Source organism: Phyllobacterium sp. P30BS-XVII (assembly GCF_014138335.1).
Classification (GTDB): Bacteria; Pseudomonadota; Alphaproteobacteria; order Rhizobiales; family Rhizobiaceae; genus Phyllobacterium; species Phyllobacterium meliloti.
In genome coordinates this window covers 278,488-295,366 of the sequence record NZ_JACGXO010000007.1, presented here as the reverse complement: position 1 = coordinate 295,366, position 16,879 = coordinate 278,488, and the positions used below count along the sequence as shown (strand labels likewise).

Genomic DNA, 16,879 nt, shown 5'->3' with positions numbered 1-16,879 from the left:
CGATTCAGTTTTCCAACGCGACATTCGTTGGAACTACCTCGGCAGCAAGAGCCGTTTCTGCATCCTTGAGAAGATGAGAATGCCCTGTCGAGCTAGTTTTTGAATATTCTTCCTTAGCTTCAGCAACTAAAACGGCCGCGTTAGGCAAATGTGCTCGAGCAGCTTCGTGAGCAAAATAAACCTTTGCGATTGTGGAAAGTTGGAAGTTTTGCATTTTCTTAAATTGATCTATGACTGTCCGATAGCAAACGGTTCCCGCCTCAGTTTGCCCGCTACGCATCTGAATAAGCCCCCTGTTTGCCAGGCTTACCAAAGTCACCGACTCATCATTGTCTGATATGTTTCGCAATGATTGTTCCGCTTCTTTTAGACGACCTAAGTTGGCAAGGCAAAAGGCTTGGGTATTGAGCAGTTTACTTGCATCGTGCCGGACCATCAGCCCCTTTCGAGCAAAATCAAGTGCAATGCTGTAATGTCCTATCATGGCCGCTGTCGACGCTCCAACTTCGAATGGACGAATTGAATATGGTTCGGCCTTTGACCAGCTTGTGCAGGCAGCGGACACTTCAATGAACTTCTCTTCCCGCAACAAGTGAAACGCGTTGGCTTCGTCAGCCTCTTTCACCGTCTGGTAGGTCTGACGTGGTATAATATCTGTCCCAAACGCTGGTGATGCCCATTCGGCCTGGGCCAAAGAATTTCCTGTTGGGTCCACGATGCTATGTCTGAACAAATCACGGGATTTCTTCTTGCGTCCAGCTACCAGTTCGAGTGTTGCAAGCGCCCCCGAAACTTCTGTAATTTGCCTCGGATGGTGTTGACCTTCTTCGACCATTCGGCGACCTTGCTCAAAGAAACGAGGTTTTCGATTTGCCAGTTCCGCGATCGAGAGTTCTGCAGCCATCAACCATGGATCATGCGGCGTAGCTGGACTTCTGATGATGATCTCATATGCCCTTGCGGGATCATGTAAGTGCAAAAACAGGCGGGAAGCACAGCGCAGGACGTGTCGGTTATCGGGAGCTAGTTGGAGAGCGATGAGCATTGAACGCAGCGCGGCGTCCCGTCTTCCCTGCGTGACGTCAAACAAGGCAAGCTCAACCCAACCCAAGGGATTAAATGGGTAAAGACGAGTTCTCTGACGCCAAACATTTTTTTTAACGACCGGATGAATTTCCAATGCGTCGGGGACTTCATCAGGATATCCGGCGCGTTTTAAGGCTAAGCCCGCCAAACGGCGCAAGGGGGGTGTGGCAGTTGATTCCAGCGACAACAAATAGCGGGCAGCACTAGCCGCCTCTTTTTCCATGGCGTCAACGAGTGCTGCTTCAACCAGTTCACCCGCCGAAACGACAGTAGGGTCTTTTCGCCATTGCACGAGCTTATCGAGCATATCAGGGGCAATGTGCGTTGGCTTGTCGCCATCGGTTTGCTTCGTCGGCGATGACAATTCCTTAGCGGCTATCGTCACTGCTAGGCTGCGCCAACGCGGCACCATTCGTCTTGGGACACTCCAGATAGTCGCGACCATTATGCTGACCGCCGAGCTATACGTATTTTGATTTCCAATACTTTCACGACATGGGTCAATTTCGACACATAGCGCTCCAGTGAATACTGATCCGGTTTACCGATGGATTTTGGATTTCCCCTTAGAGATAGATTTGGGTTGCAGAGTTCTCTGACCAACTCAACTACATCATTTCGGACTTCAACAGGGAGACGGGAGTCTAGTTCCTCAAGAGTTCTGGCGAAACCTTCCTGTACATAGGGGAGTATCGAAGAATAGTCCGATTGCCATCTCGTCCAATGATGTTGTGTATCAAGCCGTGCCAAAATTGAGCCGGTCATATTTGTACCGGTAAATAGGAACGCGGCCAGATTGCCGAGCATATACAAATCGCCGCCAATTCTACGTGGCACAAAGTCGGGATTTACGTGGCCGTATAATAGCTCCGGGGGCGCATACGTTCGATCGCCTGGCAGCATGTAATCGTCGTGGATAGCTGTGCTTCCGCGCTTTGACGAGCGTCCAAAGTCTGCGACTTTAAAGCTTTCCGCGCTATAACACAGAACATTTGATGGCTTGAGATCTTGGTGGGCAATAACTTCGCGGTGGACCTGCGCCAAGCCCAAACAGACATCCCTTAGAGCCCTCATGCACCAGACAAGATCTGAAGCATCCGCTTCATCCATCTGGCAACGAACATCATTGGCAGCCTTCTCAAACAGCAAATAGTAAACACGTCCTTCCATAGACGACATGCTAGGCACGTCGACGTGGCCATGACCAATCGCTAACGCCACATGCGATAAACGCCGGCCGCGACAATGTTCTAAAATATCGCGTTCATGTTCGAATGATGCCGTCAGCTCGCCAAGATTCTTTAGCGTATCCACGCCCGGTTCAAATGCTTGTGAGAAATCAAAGGCTTTCAGAAAGGCTATTTTGCCGTCTCTTTCCGCTAGATAGCTATGCGAGAATGTTCCGCCAGTACTATTCGGGGAGCGCTCTAGATGGGATGTTACCTTCCAACCATCGCTAATATCGAGACCGGCAAGGCGAGCCGCTGCTGTCATCCATGTTCTCCATTTGATGTCGATTTTACATACGAGCCTAAAATATCGGCAATCAGTCGGCGTCCGTCTGCGGTCAAAAAAAGCGCTCGCCGACGAGGATCATCAGCGCTGACTTCTTGGATTATAAATTGCACCGGTCGGGCATTATCCACATTCTGATATCGACCCAACAATACGGCTACATAACGGCTAGCAGTAGGTTGTGGTGCGCCTATCCGATCTGCAAGTTCATTGACAGACAGACCTGGCTCGGCGGCGATAAACAACAGGCTTCTAAGGTGGGCAAGACTGAGCAATTCCTGTACGGGCAGAAGAGCATTGCTCAGTCCAACGACAGCCATGAGTTCTTGGGCGGAAAATTTAACCGGAACCATATAAATCGCCTCATTTAAATTCAATAATGAATATATATTCTTAAATGCATATTGTCAATAGATGGAGTAGAGGCGCCTCACAATCCTGATAGGGGATGTGATATCAGTTTTCCGGAAGAGCGTGGGTAGCTTTGTTTGCGGGGCGCGCCCTCATAGGCGCCGTTCGATATTTCTATTCATGTCGATGGCTTAGCGGAATTGAAACGGAGAGTATGGAATTTTTGTCTCTAATCAAAACCTTTCAAAAGGGGCTCTTATCGGCATTTACAAAGGAACTTACTGGTCTTGATCATCTGGCGGCGGGTGCTTAGTTTATCGAGTATCGTTCTAACCCAAGAATACTGAGATAGTATCGCAGCGGTGAGACTGGTCCTTCAGGGTCTCTCAGTGCGTGCAACGCTCGCCGTTCCAAATCGCGTTCGACAGCACCTATAGTGCAGCGGTCTCCCTCTGGGCGCGCGTCGCCAAAGACATCCCTTGCTCGTACGAGATCATGATTGACACACAGTTTATTGTTACCCGCCTGCCGTGCCGGGCTAAAAACAGCAGGCACATACATCGTGTCCAGAGCGGGATCTGCGGAGATGAATGAAGCACCGCAGTCTTGCGATGGAAATTGAATATTATGACCCAGGTCCTGGAAATTAACGGTGTCATCTAAATTGGTGCAATTGCCCTCGTTTTTGGACAGGATTGAATTTGCGACCGAAAAGGTGACGATGGGATCTCGCCAGAATGGAGGTCTGGTGAAATAAAGTCCCTGACCAAGATTGTCGGCAATTGTGCTGTTCACCAACTCAATCGTGCCCCCATAATATCCTGCTCCTTTTGGCGCTTTGTTGCGTACCACAAGCAAATTGCCGAGTCGCGCCTTTGACCGGGTAAATCCGACGCTGGAAATCGCCCCACCATCGTCATTGGCAATATTTTCAACAAAGACTGCACGGCTGAGAACAATGGTTGCATCCATCGTCCTAATTGCGCCGCCCGAGCGCTTGGCGGTGTTTCGAGCAAATTCTAATACCCCGCCAAGGAGCGCATGCTCGGATTGCATACTTCCGCCGAAGTAGATCGCACCGCCATCCCAACTTGCTGAATTGTCGGTGAAACGGCTGTATGTGAGCTTAAGCCTTGTTGCGGGAGGGACTGTTTCTTGGTGTTCCACATTGATGGCGCCGCCAAATTCAGCGCTGTTGGCACGAAATGTTCCCCTTCGTACCTCTAGTGTCCCGTTTTCAAGGAAAATGGCTCCACCGGCTTTCGCCTTGTTTTGAACAAAGGTGCACTTTGCGATTTCGCCGTCACCATCCAGCCAAATGGCCCCGCCATTTGATTGTTCGCTGCCACTACTCATAAAGGTCACTCTGTTGACTGATAACTTGCCACGCCAGCGAATAGGACCATTCTCAAAAAAAACAGCGTCTTCTATCGTTGCTTGTTCGCCAACTACTAGGCCGTTACCATCTGCTGGTGGCGAAATGGGCGTGGATTTTGGATTTGGGCCGAATATCGTGCCGCCAGTGATCCAAACCCGTTTTGCACGAATGATCGTCCCGCGGTTTTCTGCGAAGCGACCTCCTCGAACGTACACGGAATCGACTGCTATGGGCCCCGTGGCGTCTTCGACAACTACATTGGTCAAATACAGATGGATAGGACCCGAGATGCGGGCTGGCACCGTGAGAAAACGACCGAGGTATCGCGGGCTGCCACGAAGCGTCATGTTTCGAAGCATCAGCGTTGTATTTTCCGAACCCACGAAACGGCCGCCTTCGCGTGTATCAAATACTATGTTATTGCCTTCTATTTCGGTTGCCTGGCCGATCTGGTGAGCCTGGGTCAATTTGATCACGCTGAGGGCTGGACATGAGATCACAACGCGGCCGCCGGTTGCCAACGCGTCGGCAAGAGCATTTTCGGCTTGTGCAGGAGAGCAGTCCGTGACGGTCCCGCCTGCAAAGGCGATGGTGCTCCCAAACAGGCCGATCAAAAATGCGAAATAACGCAACATCATTGCACCTCATCGAATTTGGGATTTTCCCAATCGGTGAAGTCGATTTTAATCGCCATCACCCTGCCAGGTGCGGGAGCACGTGACGGTGAACGGATCGTGGCTCTTCCTTTTCCGTCTGCGGTCAGGGCATCACCATCTGCCAACGGCCAATCATCAATATCCCTTGGGCTGAGATTGTTTATACCCTTGAAACCCGCGGAGTCATTATCTGTATCATGACCGTTGGCGACATAGATCAGGGTGTCGCCCCTCCATGTCTTATAAGTGCCTCCGAGCGTATTGGAGAGGGCAACCATCAAGGTCGGATTGCGAGACACGGTTTGTTGTATGAACTCGGGGAAAGGAATATTCGCTGCGGTTGAAGCACGGTCGACCGCTTCGAAGAAGCCCCATTTTGTATCGCAACCCTCAATATCGGGCGGACATGGTTTGCGAAACACCACCAGATAGAAAGGAGGAGCATCTGCATAAGCTGGACAGGATGCCGAGTCCAGAAACTCCCAAGAGGCGTCCACCCCTGCAGCCGGTTTCAAACAATCGCGGTCAATGCCCAAAGGGACCATGACGTTGGTGCCGCAAGCAAATCCTCTGAGAACACATAGATTGTCATCATTGGTGAGATTACGCGCGCACTTCTTCTCTCCGGCAAAGTCTGGATTGGTTTTGCACGTATCGTCGGAAACGTCGTCACTCCGATCCTCATGGCTATATTCGTGAGAATGTCCCAGTATTTGAATGAAGTGGTTCCTGGTGAGCTGGGCGCTTCCGGATGCAACCATCAACGTTGTCGCCACTCCAGAGCCGCGGTCTTGGTTCTTAAGTTTAAATCTCAACGGAGGTACTATATTCAGACTGAACGGGCTTACAAACATCCCAAGCGCATTTTTGGTGGTCACGCCACCGGCCGTGATCAGGAATCCCGGGCCACTCGAATAGATCTCAAAGCCGCCATGATGTATCTTTTGATCATAGGTTACAGACTTGTTCATTGCGAGATCGAGCACAACTTCGCTCGGCCTATAATCTGAAGTCGCCTCCCAGACAAGCTCCTCAGTCGACGCAATAGAGACAAGTCCGTGCGTCGGTCCCGCACCGGCTGTGCCGGGCTGCTTTGGGAGTTGTTGAAGCTGTCCAGAGAACAGCAGCATTGCGGCCACCTGATGGTCAGCTCCACTGCCAAAGTCAGTGATTCTTCGGGGGCGCATCCCTTCGTCGCTTGGGCCGGATCTTTCGAACCTGTTGGTCTCCATCAGACGACGAAACGGGACAATGCGGCGCCCTTGATTGCTGCCCGCAGCAGATTTTGCCGTCGCGTATTCGAGCACAATGCGGCTTGCTGTAATGAGCTTGACGTTTCCTTCATTGCGGCTCTCGTCAAAGTCGTAAAGATTCAAAATCGCTGCGATACTGAGGCGCTGATATGGCTTCGCGTTGTATTCTTGGAAATCTTCTTTGGTGATCCGCCGCAGCCGTTGAAGGAGCCATTCGCGGATTTCTTTTTGGTAGCCCTCGATCCGCTCCCGGTCATCTGAATCAGGTAAATCGGCGATCATTAGCTGATTGGTGAGATATTTTGAGCTGTTGATCATCAGAAGGTGATTTTCAGTTTCTGGCACGCGAATCTGGAGAACCCAGATAGTAACTAGTGCTGCCACTGTTGCCGCTACAACGCTGGCAGCAGCAGTGGCCAGCGCAGACAAAATTCCGGCCGGGCTTAGGAAAAAAGCCGCAATGATAAGGATCACGATAAGCCATCTGAACAGCCAGCCCAGCAGATCCCCAAGGTCGCCAAAGAAGCCATCATTGTAGAATGCTTCTTCGTCCACGCGTTCCTGAGCGCTACCCTGGTCGTTATCCTGGTTCCCGCAACTGGCAACATCGTAACTGTCGCCCTCGAGTTCTCCCGATATACTCAACAGGTTGTTGAACACATACTGTTTGGTATCGCTAAAAATGACGTTGAGGTGATACTTCCGATCGATATAGAGGGCGCGCAATAAAGCTATGACAGCCATGTCCCAATCGCCTTGACCTGCCTTCCCGAGAATTCGACAGGACAGCCCATTAGTTCCAGGGCTCCCTATCTTTACACGGCTTTTCAAAGCCCGATTGACCTGATCCACCATGCAAGCTCGCGACACTGAAAACGTCAGAAGAAAGGCATCGTTTTCGCGTGATACCGATGAGAGGGCTTCTTGGCATTTCGATCCCCACATCGATGCGAATGCTTCGTTCCAACGTCGGACGGCTTCTTTCGGATCAGGTTCGCCCAGACCTGCGTCATCTGGCCAATCCATCATTGCTTTATAGGTGTGGTTTCTAAAGTCTTCTCCTGAATGCGCCCATTTTTTCCAGTGAGAAATGTCATTTATGGAAAAGTACCGGACAGTTTGAACGCAGGGTGGGGGATCTTGTTCGCCTTGGACCGAATGGTTGTTGTGAATCCAAAACAATTTTCCAATCACGAATGGAGTAATGTCGCCATCCGCCAAGCCATGCAATTCTTCATTTTCCGGGTCCCAGCGGGTGCTGCCGGCATTGCCGAAGAAATCGATCTCGCGTCCGCAGGCATTCCAATTGACAACACTGGACGCACGGTCCTCGATTGTGGCTCTGGCATTCTTGGCATCTGATGCCATTAGAAATGGCACTTGATATCGAGCAAATGCCGGCAACTCCGGATCAGCAGCCAGGGATGCACCACACAGGGCAAGTGATAACATGACGAAACTAAGAGCGAAGCGCATCAGCCCCCCCACGCCAATGAAACAGAACGTGTGGATTAATTAACCGCGAAACCATCTGTTCGGTCAGGCAGGAAGGTGTTGGCTTCCACGATGGGCCAGAACAAAAAGTTCGACTTTTCTTTCCGCCTCTAAGAATACACCTGCTTAACGTGTCAGTCTTGGAATATGCCGCAATATAATATGTCTGGAGCGAAGCACTGCTTGTTCTCGATGAAGCTTGCACATGTTGGTAAAGTGGACGGAATAGGGTTAGATTGAATTGAACTGACGACCACGTCTGTCTCGTTTTAGAGCGGTGACCTGATTATGGAAAGTCGGTGTATTGCGTCAATGTATCAGGGCGGGGGCTTGCAAGCATTGAATAAGCTCACAAACAATGCGTCCACATGGCAACACTTTGAGACGAATGTTCTGCCCACGAATGACCGGCTACCGGTGTTCTGCGAGGAACTGAGCCAGCGTGTGGCACTAGAAGTTACGGCCAGGAGTGGCGAACCGTTCAAAGGAGCAATTAATCGTTTGCGGGTGGGCGCGCTCGGAGTTGCCAGGATCAATTCATCGCCAGCAAGTTTTCTCAGAAACAATCAATTACTGGCTGACGGCGGAGATTCCTTATTCGCGGTGTTATGCCTCAAAGGAGCAATGCACTCTACCCAATCAAAGCACATGACACAGATGGGGTGCAGACAGGGTTTTATCTGCGATAGCGCGGAGCTCGGAGGAATGGTGCTTGATATGCACAGTGAATATTGGTCAGTAGCCATTCCTCGCACCTGTCTGGCTGAAGGGGTACGTCGTGTGGATGGTCTCGGTGGGCACATCCTTAGCAACAGGGGAGGGGTTTTGCCGCTCCTGAATTCATATCTGAATGCGTTGGATCATCTGCTTCAAGCAGACCCTGAGGGGGCAGGAGCGCTTTTCAGCACGCACATCATTGACCTGATTTCTTTTGCCGTGGGAGCGGAGGATGAGGTCCTTCGGATTATAAGCCGAAGAGGGCTTCGGGCCGCGCGCTTGAATCGTTTGCTAAATGAGATGGAAAACAATTTTGACAACCCCGCCCTTACCGCTTCGCTTATTGGCAGGCGACTTGGGTTCTCTGCCCGGTACGTTCATCTACTTTTGGAAGATACCGGGTTATCCTTCAGTGAATATATTCTGCAGCGTCGTCTATACCGAGCGGCTCAAATGATTCAAGACCCTGCAAATGATGGCATCAAAATTGCCGACGTTGCATATGGTGTGGGTTTTGCAGACATTTCATATTTCAATCGAAGTTTTCGTCGACAATACGGCGACACGCCCACCGGGTATCGAACACATGGTGCAATTGAGAACGACCAGCCATAATTAACTGGGTCACCCATCTCTTTAGCGACTTACATCCAAGCATCGCCGATTGTGTAGAGTGTTCTTTTTTGTTCTTCCTTCGCGTATGATTTAGGACCGGTTCTTGCCGTCGCTCGGTTAAGCGCAGTCAAGTTGTGTTAAGTTGGGTAAAATCCCGCCGCCCGCGCGCGTTTGCGCTTATGGGTGACCGGTATGAATGACGGATGGTGTGTCATGAACAAGGTCCTCCTCATTGATGATGATGTCGAGTTGACGGCGCTGCTCCAGGAATACCTGGTGGAAGAGGGGTATGATGTCGCGACAGGCACAGACGCTGGCACAGCGATTGCTGCCGCTGCGCGCAACTCGGTTGACCTGATCGTACTCGATATCATGATGCCCCGAATGACGGGGATTGAGATCCTGCAACGGATCAGAAGGCTGAGCCAAGTCCCCGTGCTGATGCTGACGGCGAGAGGCGATGACATCGACCGGATATCCGGGCTGAACCTCGGTGCCGACGATTATGTGACGAAGCCCTGTTCGCCAGGAGAACTCGCGGCCAGAGTGCGCGCGATCCTTCGTCGTGCGAACCAGCGTGCGGTGGGTGTGGCCACCGATACGTTAAAAGCCGGGCAGTTGGTGGTTCATCCAGGCAACAGAAGCGCCGAATGGAAGGGACAGCCGCTGATACTTACCGGCACGGAGTTCGGCCTGCTTGAAGTTCTCGCTCGCAATGCCGGCCAGCTGGTATCAAAGCAAGACATTTCGAAACGGGCTTTTGGAAAACCGCTGACCCCGTTCGATCGCCGCATCGACGTCCACATCAGCAGCGTACGTCACAAGCTTGGCCTGAGGGAAGACGGACAGTCTTGTATCCAGTCTGTCCGCGGTCAAGGCTATCAACTCCTATTGGATTGACATGCCCCGGCTGTTTAAGAAGTTCTTTCTGATAATCTGGCTGACGCTTGCCGCGTCCGTCGCGATCATATTTTTGACGCTGAACTTCTTTGAGACGCTTCCTTCCGCGTCAAAACTGGAACGTCAGAAGCAGGAAGTCGTTCTCAAATTGGCCGAAAGCCTACTTGTCAACGATGGTGAAGATGCCGCCTTGGGGCTTGCGCGCGCAAGCGAGGCTGCAGTACCGGTTGGCCTCACGATCTCCAAGATCGAGGGTCCCGGTGTTTGCACCGATAGGAGCACGGCGGGGACAAGAACCGTTCTGAAGGACGGGATTTGCTACCGAATCTCATTGCCGCAGCAATACAGTGTCATTCCAGACAAGCTTGGCCCATTGGTACCAGCGTTCGGTATTCTGATTTCGAGTGCGCTATCGGCGGCTGCACTCGCCCGATATTTGGTTCGCCCTGTTGTGCATCTTCGCGATGGCCTGAGTGCGCTCGCCCAAGGCCGTTTCGATGTCCGCATCGGGCATAAGATGACGGGTCGGAAGGATGAGGTCTCAGCGCTCGCGCACGATTTTGATTCCAGCGCCGCTCTGTTACAAGAATCGCAGGATACACAGCAGAGACTTTTCCATGATGTGTCCCATGAACTGCGCTCCCCGCTGTCACGTCTGCAGGCTGTTGGGGGTGTCCTTCGGCAGAATCCGGCGAAACTCAACGCCATGCTGGACCGCATGGACCGGGAGGTCGAACGGCTCGATGTGCTGGTGGGCGAAGTGCTGACTCTCGCAAGGCTAACTACCAGTTCCCGTCTCCCGTTGAAGACACAAACGCTGGACGTCATTGATCTCCTGAACGAAATTCTGGGTGACGCAGCGTTCGAAGCCCAGAAACGCGAGGTTTTGATCACCACCAGTGTTGACAATAGTTTCCTTGCCGAGGTCGAAGGCGAGCTGATCTACCGGGCGCTGGAAAATGTTATTCGCAACGCCGTCAAATACACAGCCGAACATTCGCAAATTACCGTGCAATGCGCAACGACAGACGATCTCCTGAAGGTGTGCGTCGCAGATCAGGGGCAGGGTGTCGGGCGTGACGAACTCGAACGAATCTTCCAGCCATTCTCCCGCGGGAACGACGCGGCGGCGAGGGGCGGGTATGGTCTTGGTCTTGCGATTGCCAGGCAGGCCATCGAGCGTCACGGCGGGCGAGTCTACGCGTCGCTGCCGGACGTCGGTGGCTTGGCCATCATGATGGAGATCCCCCGGCAGCCGGCAATGTACAGTCCGGGGAACGCCCTTGGCTGACCGCAAGTTTTACGCACCTTTACACTGCCTTTACCGCCACTAACGCTGGTATCGCCAAGCTGAATCGTGATCCCGGTTCTTCAAATGCGAGAGAGTGGACCAATGTCAGTAACCACGGCGGTGTTTCAGCAAGGCAAGAGGGTGCGGTTCCTTTGGCTGGCCCTGCCAATGCTTTTGACGCCAATCCTATTGTCGCAGAGCCCTTGGCTACCAGAGACTGTTCTTCGCCAGAGCATAGAATTCGTGGGCTCCTCATTTATCATCATATGTATCGCCGGTCGCTGCTGGGCATCGCTGTACGTAGGTGGACGCAAGAATAGACAACTCATTACAGACGGTCCTTATCAATACACTCGCAATCCGTTGTACTTCTTTTCTTCGCTGGGGCTTGCCGGCATTGGTCTGACTTTCGGGTCATTCGCGATTGCGGCCTTCTATTTTCTGTTTGGGTATCTGGTATTTGCGTATGTCTCAGCTCGCGAATCGGTTGCTCTGGACGGGCTTTTCGGCGACGCTTACCGGGAATATCGCCACAAGGTTCCCGCCTTCTTCCCTCGCCTCAGACGACGCGCTTGCAATGTCGCGCATGCGTTGCCTATAACCTTCAACCCTGTTGCATTGAAGCGTACGGCTATCGACAGTTCTTGCTTTCTCCTCGCAATCCCCGCGTCCAAACTTATCGAGTCATTGCAATTGGCAAAACTTCTTAAGCCGGTACTTCATCTCTTTTGATAAGCTCCTGTCCGGCCGATGAAACAGTTTCGTTGAGCCTGCGTACGGTTGTTGCCGCGCCATCAGGTCGGCGCTTCCGGACAGCCGGCGATGTATGCGCCAGCTGAAGACCGAGATAGATCGCAGGGTTTACCCAACTTTACACTGCCTTTACCGCCAATAACCCTGAAGCCGTTAAAGCTTGGGCCCGTGATCCCGGTTCAGGCGATTTGACAATGATCTTGAAGCTTCGACAACTTGAAAGGCGGCCTCGGGCAGCACTCTGCATGGTCCTATTCTCGTGGTTGTCCGCTTGTACAAGTGTGCCCTTGCCCGAGGGAAATTCCCTCAGCTCTCATGCAGGAATGAGCCCATCGCGCGGTATCCTTATGCCAGTAAAATTGCGCGTGGATCCGGCGGCGGTGCTTACCGCACAGACGGTGCGCATCGTACCGACCTCGACACAGATCGACAGTCGTGCCTTCGATCCCAACGACCTGGCGCTTGTCACCAACGCAATCGACCGCGCACTCTGCACTGATCTTAGCGACCGCTTCAAGATTGTGGCCATGAACCAGCCGGCGGACCTCATCGTCCACGCGTCGGTTACAAACATCGTTGCGACGAACCGGTCAGCAGCGGCGACTTCCACCGTCGCTTCGCTTGGTGGTTCGGCAGCGCTCGGGATTCCGATTCCACGCCTTCCCATCGGCCTCGGCGGCCTGGCGATCGAGGCCGAGGCGGTCGGCGAGGATGGTTTGCAGAGGGCGGCAATGCTCTGGTCGCGCGGCGCTAACATAATCACGACAAGAGCCCGGGTGTCTGCTGTCGGGGACGCATACTCCCTCTCCTCGGGCTTCGCCACCGCCTTCAGCCGCATGCTTGTCACGGGCAAGGACCCGTTCAATAGAATGCTGGCGATACCATCGATGCAAAGACTGCGGGCCTCACTCGGCGGCGATCCTAAATACGATGCCTGCAAGGCGTTCGGAACGGCTCCCGGCATCCCGGGAATCGTCGCCGCCCGACTTGGTCTGCCACCCGCCTGGACCGACAAGGGAGTGGGCTCAACCTTGCGGGGTGGTGCAGCCCGTTGAGATGGTGCCGAATGAGCGCATCATCTAGACCAAGGGTAAAGAGGTGCCTGCAGTCGCCCAAAAACCTATATTGAGAACTGAATGAGATGTACCGGTTGATCGAGGCCAGACGTTCAGCGCTGGACAAATTTCGGTGATCTTTTTACTCACGTTTGAACCGGTGGGTTGCGTTGCAAATATTCTACCAACGTTAGACGAGCTATCTTTAGGCGGATTTCAGGCAGTCTCCGGCTTCAATGAAGTGGCTTTCATGCCGCAAGCGGTTACAAAAACGTTTGCAACAGGACCTTGACAGCCACCTTTCAGGCCTCCGCCCACGGGGGCCGTTTAGGCGTAAGTCAGGCGACCTATTTCTTGTGATTGCCCGCAAAAGCGGCGGTCAATCCAAGGCCGATATACACGAAACCACTAACCCAGCGTTCAGCCTTCAGGAACACGGGACTACGCTTCAGCCACTTGCCAGCCGTGCCTGCAGCAAGTGCGTAGGAGCTGTCCGTCAGAACGCCAATCGCTGTGTAAACAATCCCGAGAAAAGCGATCTGCGTTGCCACGTGCCCACGGTTTACATCAACGAATTGCGGCAAGAAAGCCAGAAAGAACAGCGCTGTCTTTGGATTGAGGAGGTTAACGATAAAGCCTTCACGAAAGAGACGCATACGGCTTCGCTTGGGTAAACCGCCCTCGAGGTCGGGAATGTCCGTTTGGCCGTAGAGCTTCTTGAGGCCAAGCCAGATCAGGTAGGCCGCGCCGGCATACTTCACTATACTGAAGGCGAGCGCGGATGATGCCAGGAGCGCCGACAATCCCACAGCGGCGGCGACGACATGAACAAGTGTGGCCGTATGGATGCCAACGATCGAAACGAGCCCGGCCGAGCGACCTTGCTCGATCGAGCGCGCGAAGATGTAAAGAACTGCCGGCCCTGGCACGAGAAGCAACACCAGTGTGGCGCTGATGAATAGACTGAGATTCGTTGCGCTGGGAATTGCCAAATCCATGATTGTCTTGCCCCATATTCTATTGCACTGACAATAGCATTGGGCTACCTCCAATGCGAGGTCAATTTGCGGCGTTGTCTCCGAAAATTTCGCGATTGAGCGCCTTGGAATTCCTCGTTGTAGCTGTGCCTATCTACCAAATGGCTTTGGTAGACTTGGCGCCAAAGCGCCCTAGCACCATCCCGTCGAATGGGGTTGATGTGCCTTCGCCACGATGCTGGCAATGTCTGACTGCACATCGGTGCAAGGATGCAGAATGATGTACTGTGCCGCCGGTATCAAATACCAATCTCGCGGCAGATCACCACTCGCCAGCCGTCAGGATCCTGATAGGTGAAGCTGCGTCCGAGCCAGTATGGATTTTCCGGTTCCACGGGCGCGTAATCCATCCGTTGCATCCGCTCGTTGAGGTGATCGTAGGCATCAGGCTTGGTGACGTAGAGCACCAGCAGATTGTCGAAGCTCGGAGCGGGACACGGACTGCCTTCTACGTGTTGGGTGAATTCAAGATGTACAGACTTGCCGGGTAGACCGAGCATGATACCGTCATAGCCAGCATGAGCTTCGAATCGCGCGAGCTCCGGCAGGCCCAGACCATCGCGATAAAAAGCGATAACGTCTTCGAGCTTGTCTGTCGGCCTGGCAATGCGCACCTGCGCCGGCACGGCACCACCGCCGAGCAAATACACAGGCCGTGAAGTCCTATCGTGATTGTTCATGATATTTCTCCTGTCGATTATGGTTGAGTGGAGAGTTGTGTGTCCGATTGCACCATTCGCCAAAGGCTTGGTCCCTGCATGATTAGGACACCGGCCACAACCAGCAGCGCTCCCACGAGGCGCAATCCGGAAATCGGCCTTGCGGTGAAACCGACGACGCCGAAATAGTCGATCGCCATCGATGCAAGGATCTGGCCGGCAATGACTGCCGTCATGAAGCCCGCTGCCCCGAGTTTTGGGGCAAAGAGGAGCGCTGCCGTGATATAGATCACTCCGGCAACGCCTCCGATCCAGATCCATTTCGGTTGGACGGTGAGATTGGCGATCGTTGGGGCTGAAACCCGCAACGCCATCATCACCGGCACGACGCAGATGGCGCTTATCATAAGCGATACCATGGTCGCCCAGAGAGGATGGCCAAGAGCGCGGCCTAGCGCAGCATTCGCACCAGCTTGGAAGGGTACGAGCGAGCCTGAGATCAGTGCAGCAACAAGGAAAGCCAAAGACTGCATGAGAAGATGTCCTTTCTCGAATTGAGCGGACTCCTCCTCTAATTATACACAAGGACTATTTCAAATTCAGATTATCCCACATATCATGCATAGTATGAATAATTTGCGCAGCGTCGACCTCAATCTTCTGGTGGTGCTCGATGCGCTGCTCTCGGAGCGGCATGTTTCGCGTGCGGCGCTTCGATTGAACATGAGTCAACCAGCCGTTAGCCACGCGCTGGCCAGATTGCGCGTGCTGCTTGAAGATCCTCTCTTTACGCGCCACGGCGGTGGCCTGTCACCGACTGTCCGGGCGCTGGAGCTCTTACGGCCGCTGACAGAAGCCCTTTCGCAGATACGCGCGGTGCTCGGACCCGACGGGTTCGATCCGGTGCAAAGCCGCCACGTCTTCAGGCTGGCAATGTCGGATTACGGCGCCAACATCATTCTGCCCGAACTGATGAGGCTGATGCGGCGATCGGCGCCGTGCATAGATCTGTCTATCACTCAGTTAAGCCGGGAAGGAATGATCGCAGGGGTGGTCGATGGGGATGTTGATTTGGGACTAGGCGTGTTTCCGCATTTGCCTGCCCAGATTTACCCCGAGCTATTGTTTTCAGACCAGTATGTTTGCCTTGTCGATCGTGCGTCTCTTACGCCGTCGGTCAAGCGGATCCATCTGGAAAACTATCTCGCGCGACCTCACGTGCTGGTCGCCGTTCATGGTGAGGCATCGACGGAGATCGATGAGACCATTCACACGGCAGGATTCAGTCGTCGGGTGGCACTAGTGCTTCCGCATTGGAGCATCGCGCCGAACACGATTATCGGGACTGACCTCGTTCTGACGGTCGCCGCGAAAAGCCTGGAATCACTTCGACGCCACAAGAGATTGGTCATCCTGCCTTCGCCGATCGAGTTCCCCGCGATCCCGTTCACGCAGATCTCGCACAAGCGACGGCAAGCCGATCCCGCACTCCGATGGCTCCGAAACGCAGTCAGCACGATTGCGTCCAGTCTCGCCGAGCATTGACCGAAGAAGCCCACTGGCGGGATGCCCAGCAAACATCTTCCACTCCAGATCAGGCAGCAGTTTGCTAATATAAGCTGGAAGATCGATACTGGGATCATTGTATGCGGATTGCTTATATCTAAGTGCCGACCGACCGCACAACGCCGGTTCGTACCTTAACGGAATACTCTGCCACGGGTGTACCCGATTATTCCTTGCAACTGCCAGTCGATACCTGATCACTCCTGTTTTGTGGCGAGGCAATCCAGTCTAAAGAGCGAATGGCAGGATTGGGTCCCGTCAGTACGATTACAATGAGCTTCGCGGAGCGGTGAACGCATAGTACTCGGCTGAACAGGGCACGACAAGATTTGTTCCAAATCATATGCTAAGAAAATTCGTTAATTGTATCAATCGCTTACCTAAGCAATAATTCGTATAACGAAGCGCAAAATTAGATCCGCTTTGGAGTAAAATCCTTGGTTTGTTTATTATTTGTTCTTCTTTCAATTCTTAGGGTATGATTTGGAAACAATCTTGTCACCGCCCTTAGAATGGACCCCGACTGGCTCACCACCATACTGGCCAAAGGAAC

General features: G+C 53.1%; 14 protein-coding genes. 6 read left to right on the top strand and 8 right to left on the bottom strand.

Going from position 1 to position 16,879, the window contains the following annotated elements; genetic code table 11:
* Positions 1 to 4: 4 nt before the first annotated feature.
* From FHW17_RS19865 to FHW17_RS19845, 5 genes are all read right to left on the bottom strand, one after another.
* Entirely contained in the window at positions 5 to 1,498 is a 1,494-nt protein-coding gene (locus FHW17_RS19865; RefSeq protein WP_182510637.1) for a hypothetical protein, read from the bottom strand.
* A gap of 32 nt (positions 1,499 to 1,530) precedes the next feature.
* Positions 1,531 to 2,580, bottom strand: a complete 1,050-nt coding sequence (locus FHW17_RS19860; RefSeq protein WP_182510636.1) for a serine/threonine-protein kinase — start codon at positions 2,578 to 2,580, stop codon at positions 1,531 to 1,533.
* Positions 2,577 to 2,954: a MarR family winged helix-turn-helix transcriptional regulator gene (locus tag FHW17_RS19855; protein WP_182510635.1), complete on the bottom strand. Its 378-nt coding sequence runs from the start codon at positions 2,952 to 2,954 to the stop codon at positions 2,577 to 2,579. The genes FHW17_RS19860 and FHW17_RS19855 overlap by 4 nt, the downstream gene beginning before the upstream one ends.
* A 307-nt stretch (positions 2,955 to 3,261) precedes the next feature.
* Positions 3,262 to 4,968, bottom strand: coding sequence for a hypothetical protein (locus tag FHW17_RS19850; RefSeq protein ID WP_182510634.1), 1,707 nt, complete (start codon positions 4,966 to 4,968; stop codon positions 3,262 to 3,264).
* Positions 4,965 to 7,715, bottom strand: a complete 2,751-nt coding sequence (locus FHW17_RS19845) for a hypothetical protein (protein ID WP_182510633.1) — start codon at positions 7,713 to 7,715, stop codon at positions 4,965 to 4,967. Before FHW17_RS19845 ends, FHW17_RS19850 begins: the two co-directional genes overlap by 4 nt.
* Before the next feature lie 348 nt (positions 7,716 to 8,063).
* Between FHW17_RS19845 and FHW17_RS19840 the strand changes: the two genes are divergently transcribed.
* The 5 genes from FHW17_RS19840 to FHW17_RS19820 all read left to right on the top strand — a co-directional run bounded on the left by FHW17_RS19840 (position 8,064) and on the right by FHW17_RS19820 (position 13,064).
* Positions 8,064 to 9,065 (top strand): AraC family transcriptional regulator, encoded by a 1,002-nt coding sequence (locus tag FHW17_RS19840; RefSeq protein WP_182510632.1) that lies wholly within the window; start codon positions 8,064 to 8,066, stop codon positions 9,063 to 9,065.
* 213 nt (positions 9,066 to 9,278) lie between these two features.
* Complete coding sequence (locus FHW17_RS19835) at positions 9,279 to 9,965, top strand: response regulator (RefSeq protein ID WP_182510631.1); 687 nt, start codon at positions 9,279 to 9,281, stop codon at positions 9,963 to 9,965.
* A 1-nt stretch (position 9,966) separates the two neighbouring features.
* On the top strand, positions 9,967 to 11,256 hold the full coding sequence (locus tag FHW17_RS19830; RefSeq protein ID WP_182510630.1) for an ATP-binding protein: 1,290 nt from the start codon (positions 9,967 to 9,969) through the stop codon (positions 11,254 to 11,256).
* Between the two features lie 102 nt (positions 11,257 to 11,358).
* On the top strand, positions 11,359 to 11,988 hold the full coding sequence (locus tag FHW17_RS19825; protein ID WP_182510629.1) for an isoprenylcysteine carboxylmethyltransferase family protein: 630 nt from the start codon (positions 11,359 to 11,361) through the stop codon (positions 11,986 to 11,988).
* Positions 11,989 to 12,203: 215 nt separating this feature from the next.
* The gene (locus FHW17_RS19820) at positions 12,204 to 13,064 is read left to right on the top strand and encodes a DUF3313 domain-containing protein (protein ID WP_182510628.1); all 861 of its coding nucleotides are present in this window, start codon (positions 12,204 to 12,206) and stop codon (positions 13,062 to 13,064) included.
* Between the two features lie 347 nt (positions 13,065 to 13,411).
* Here FHW17_RS19820 and FHW17_RS19815 read toward each other — a convergent pair whose 3' ends face one another.
* The 3 genes from FHW17_RS19815 to FHW17_RS19805 all read right to left on the bottom strand — a co-directional run bounded on the left by FHW17_RS19815 (position 13,412) and on the right by FHW17_RS19805 (position 15,293).
* Positions 13,412 to 14,062, bottom strand: coding sequence for a LysE family translocator (locus FHW17_RS19815; RefSeq protein ID WP_182510627.1), 651 nt, complete (start codon positions 14,060 to 14,062; stop codon positions 13,412 to 13,414).
* Between the two features lie 278 nt (positions 14,063 to 14,340).
* Positions 14,341 to 14,781 (bottom strand): VOC family protein, encoded by a 441-nt coding sequence (locus tag FHW17_RS19810; RefSeq protein ID WP_113095765.1) that lies wholly within the window; start codon positions 14,779 to 14,781, stop codon positions 14,341 to 14,343.
* Between the two features lie 17 nt (positions 14,782 to 14,798).
* Positions 14,799 to 15,293, bottom strand: coding sequence for a DMT family transporter (locus FHW17_RS19805; RefSeq protein ID WP_182510626.1), 495 nt, complete (start codon positions 15,291 to 15,293; stop codon positions 14,799 to 14,801).
* A gap of 94 nt (positions 15,294 to 15,387) precedes the next feature.
* On the opposite strand from FHW17_RS19805, the gene FHW17_RS19800 reads away from it, so the two are divergent.
* Positions 15,388 to 16,305: a LysR substrate-binding domain-containing protein gene (locus FHW17_RS19800; protein ID WP_182510625.1), complete on the top strand. Its 918-nt coding sequence runs from the start codon at positions 15,388 to 15,390 to the stop codon at positions 16,303 to 16,305.
* The last annotated feature ends 574 nt before the right edge of the window (positions 16,306 to 16,879 follow it).

Excerpts from the sequence above, each read along its gene's own strand:
- FHW17_RS19805 (WP_182510626.1), bottom strand. The coding sequence starts at position 15,293 with ATGCAGTCTTTGGCTTTCCTTGTTGCTGCACTGATCTCAGGCTCGCTC.
- FHW17_RS19850 (WP_182510634.1), bottom strand. The coding sequence starts at position 4,968 with ATGATGTTGCGTTATTTCGCATTTTTGATCGGCCTGTTTGGGAGCACC.
- FHW17_RS19860 (WP_182510636.1), bottom strand. The coding sequence starts at position 2,580 with ATGACAGCAGCGGCTCGCCTTGCCGGTCTCGATATTAGCGATGGTTGG.
- FHW17_RS19855 (WP_182510635.1), bottom strand. The coding sequence starts at position 2,954 with ATGGTTCCGGTTAAATTTTCCGCCCAAGAACTCATGGCTGTCGTTGGA.
- FHW17_RS19800 (WP_182510625.1), top strand. The coding sequence starts at position 15,388 with ATGAATAATTTGCGCAGCGTCGACCTCAATCTTCTGGTGGTGCTCGAT.
- FHW17_RS19845 (WP_182510633.1), bottom strand. The coding sequence starts at position 7,715 with ATGCGCTTCGCTCTTAGTTTCGTCATGTTATCACTTGCCCTGTGTGGT.
- FHW17_RS19835 (WP_182510631.1), top strand. The coding sequence starts at position 9,279 with ATGAACAAGGTCCTCCTCATTGATGATGATGTCGAGTTGACGGCGCTG.
- FHW17_RS19810 (WP_113095765.1), bottom strand. The coding sequence starts at position 14,781 with ATGAACAATCACGATAGGACTTCACGGCCTGTGTATTTGCTCGGCGGT.
- FHW17_RS19820 (WP_182510628.1), top strand. The coding sequence starts at position 12,204 with ATGATCTTGAAGCTTCGACAACTTGAAAGGCGGCCTCGGGCAGCACTC.
- FHW17_RS19865 (WP_182510637.1), bottom strand. The coding sequence starts at position 1,498 with ATGGTGCCGCGTTGGCGCAGCCTAGCAGTGACGATAGCCGCTAAGGAA.
- FHW17_RS19825 (WP_182510629.1), top strand. The coding sequence starts at position 11,359 with ATGTCAGTAACCACGGCGGTGTTTCAGCAAGGCAAGAGGGTGCGGTTC.
- FHW17_RS19830 (WP_182510630.1), top strand. The coding sequence starts at position 9,967 with ATGCCCCGGCTGTTTAAGAAGTTCTTTCTGATAATCTGGCTGACGCTT.
- FHW17_RS19815 (WP_182510627.1), bottom strand. The coding sequence starts at position 14,062 with ATGGATTTGGCAATTCCCAGCGCAACGAATCTCAGTCTATTCATCAGC.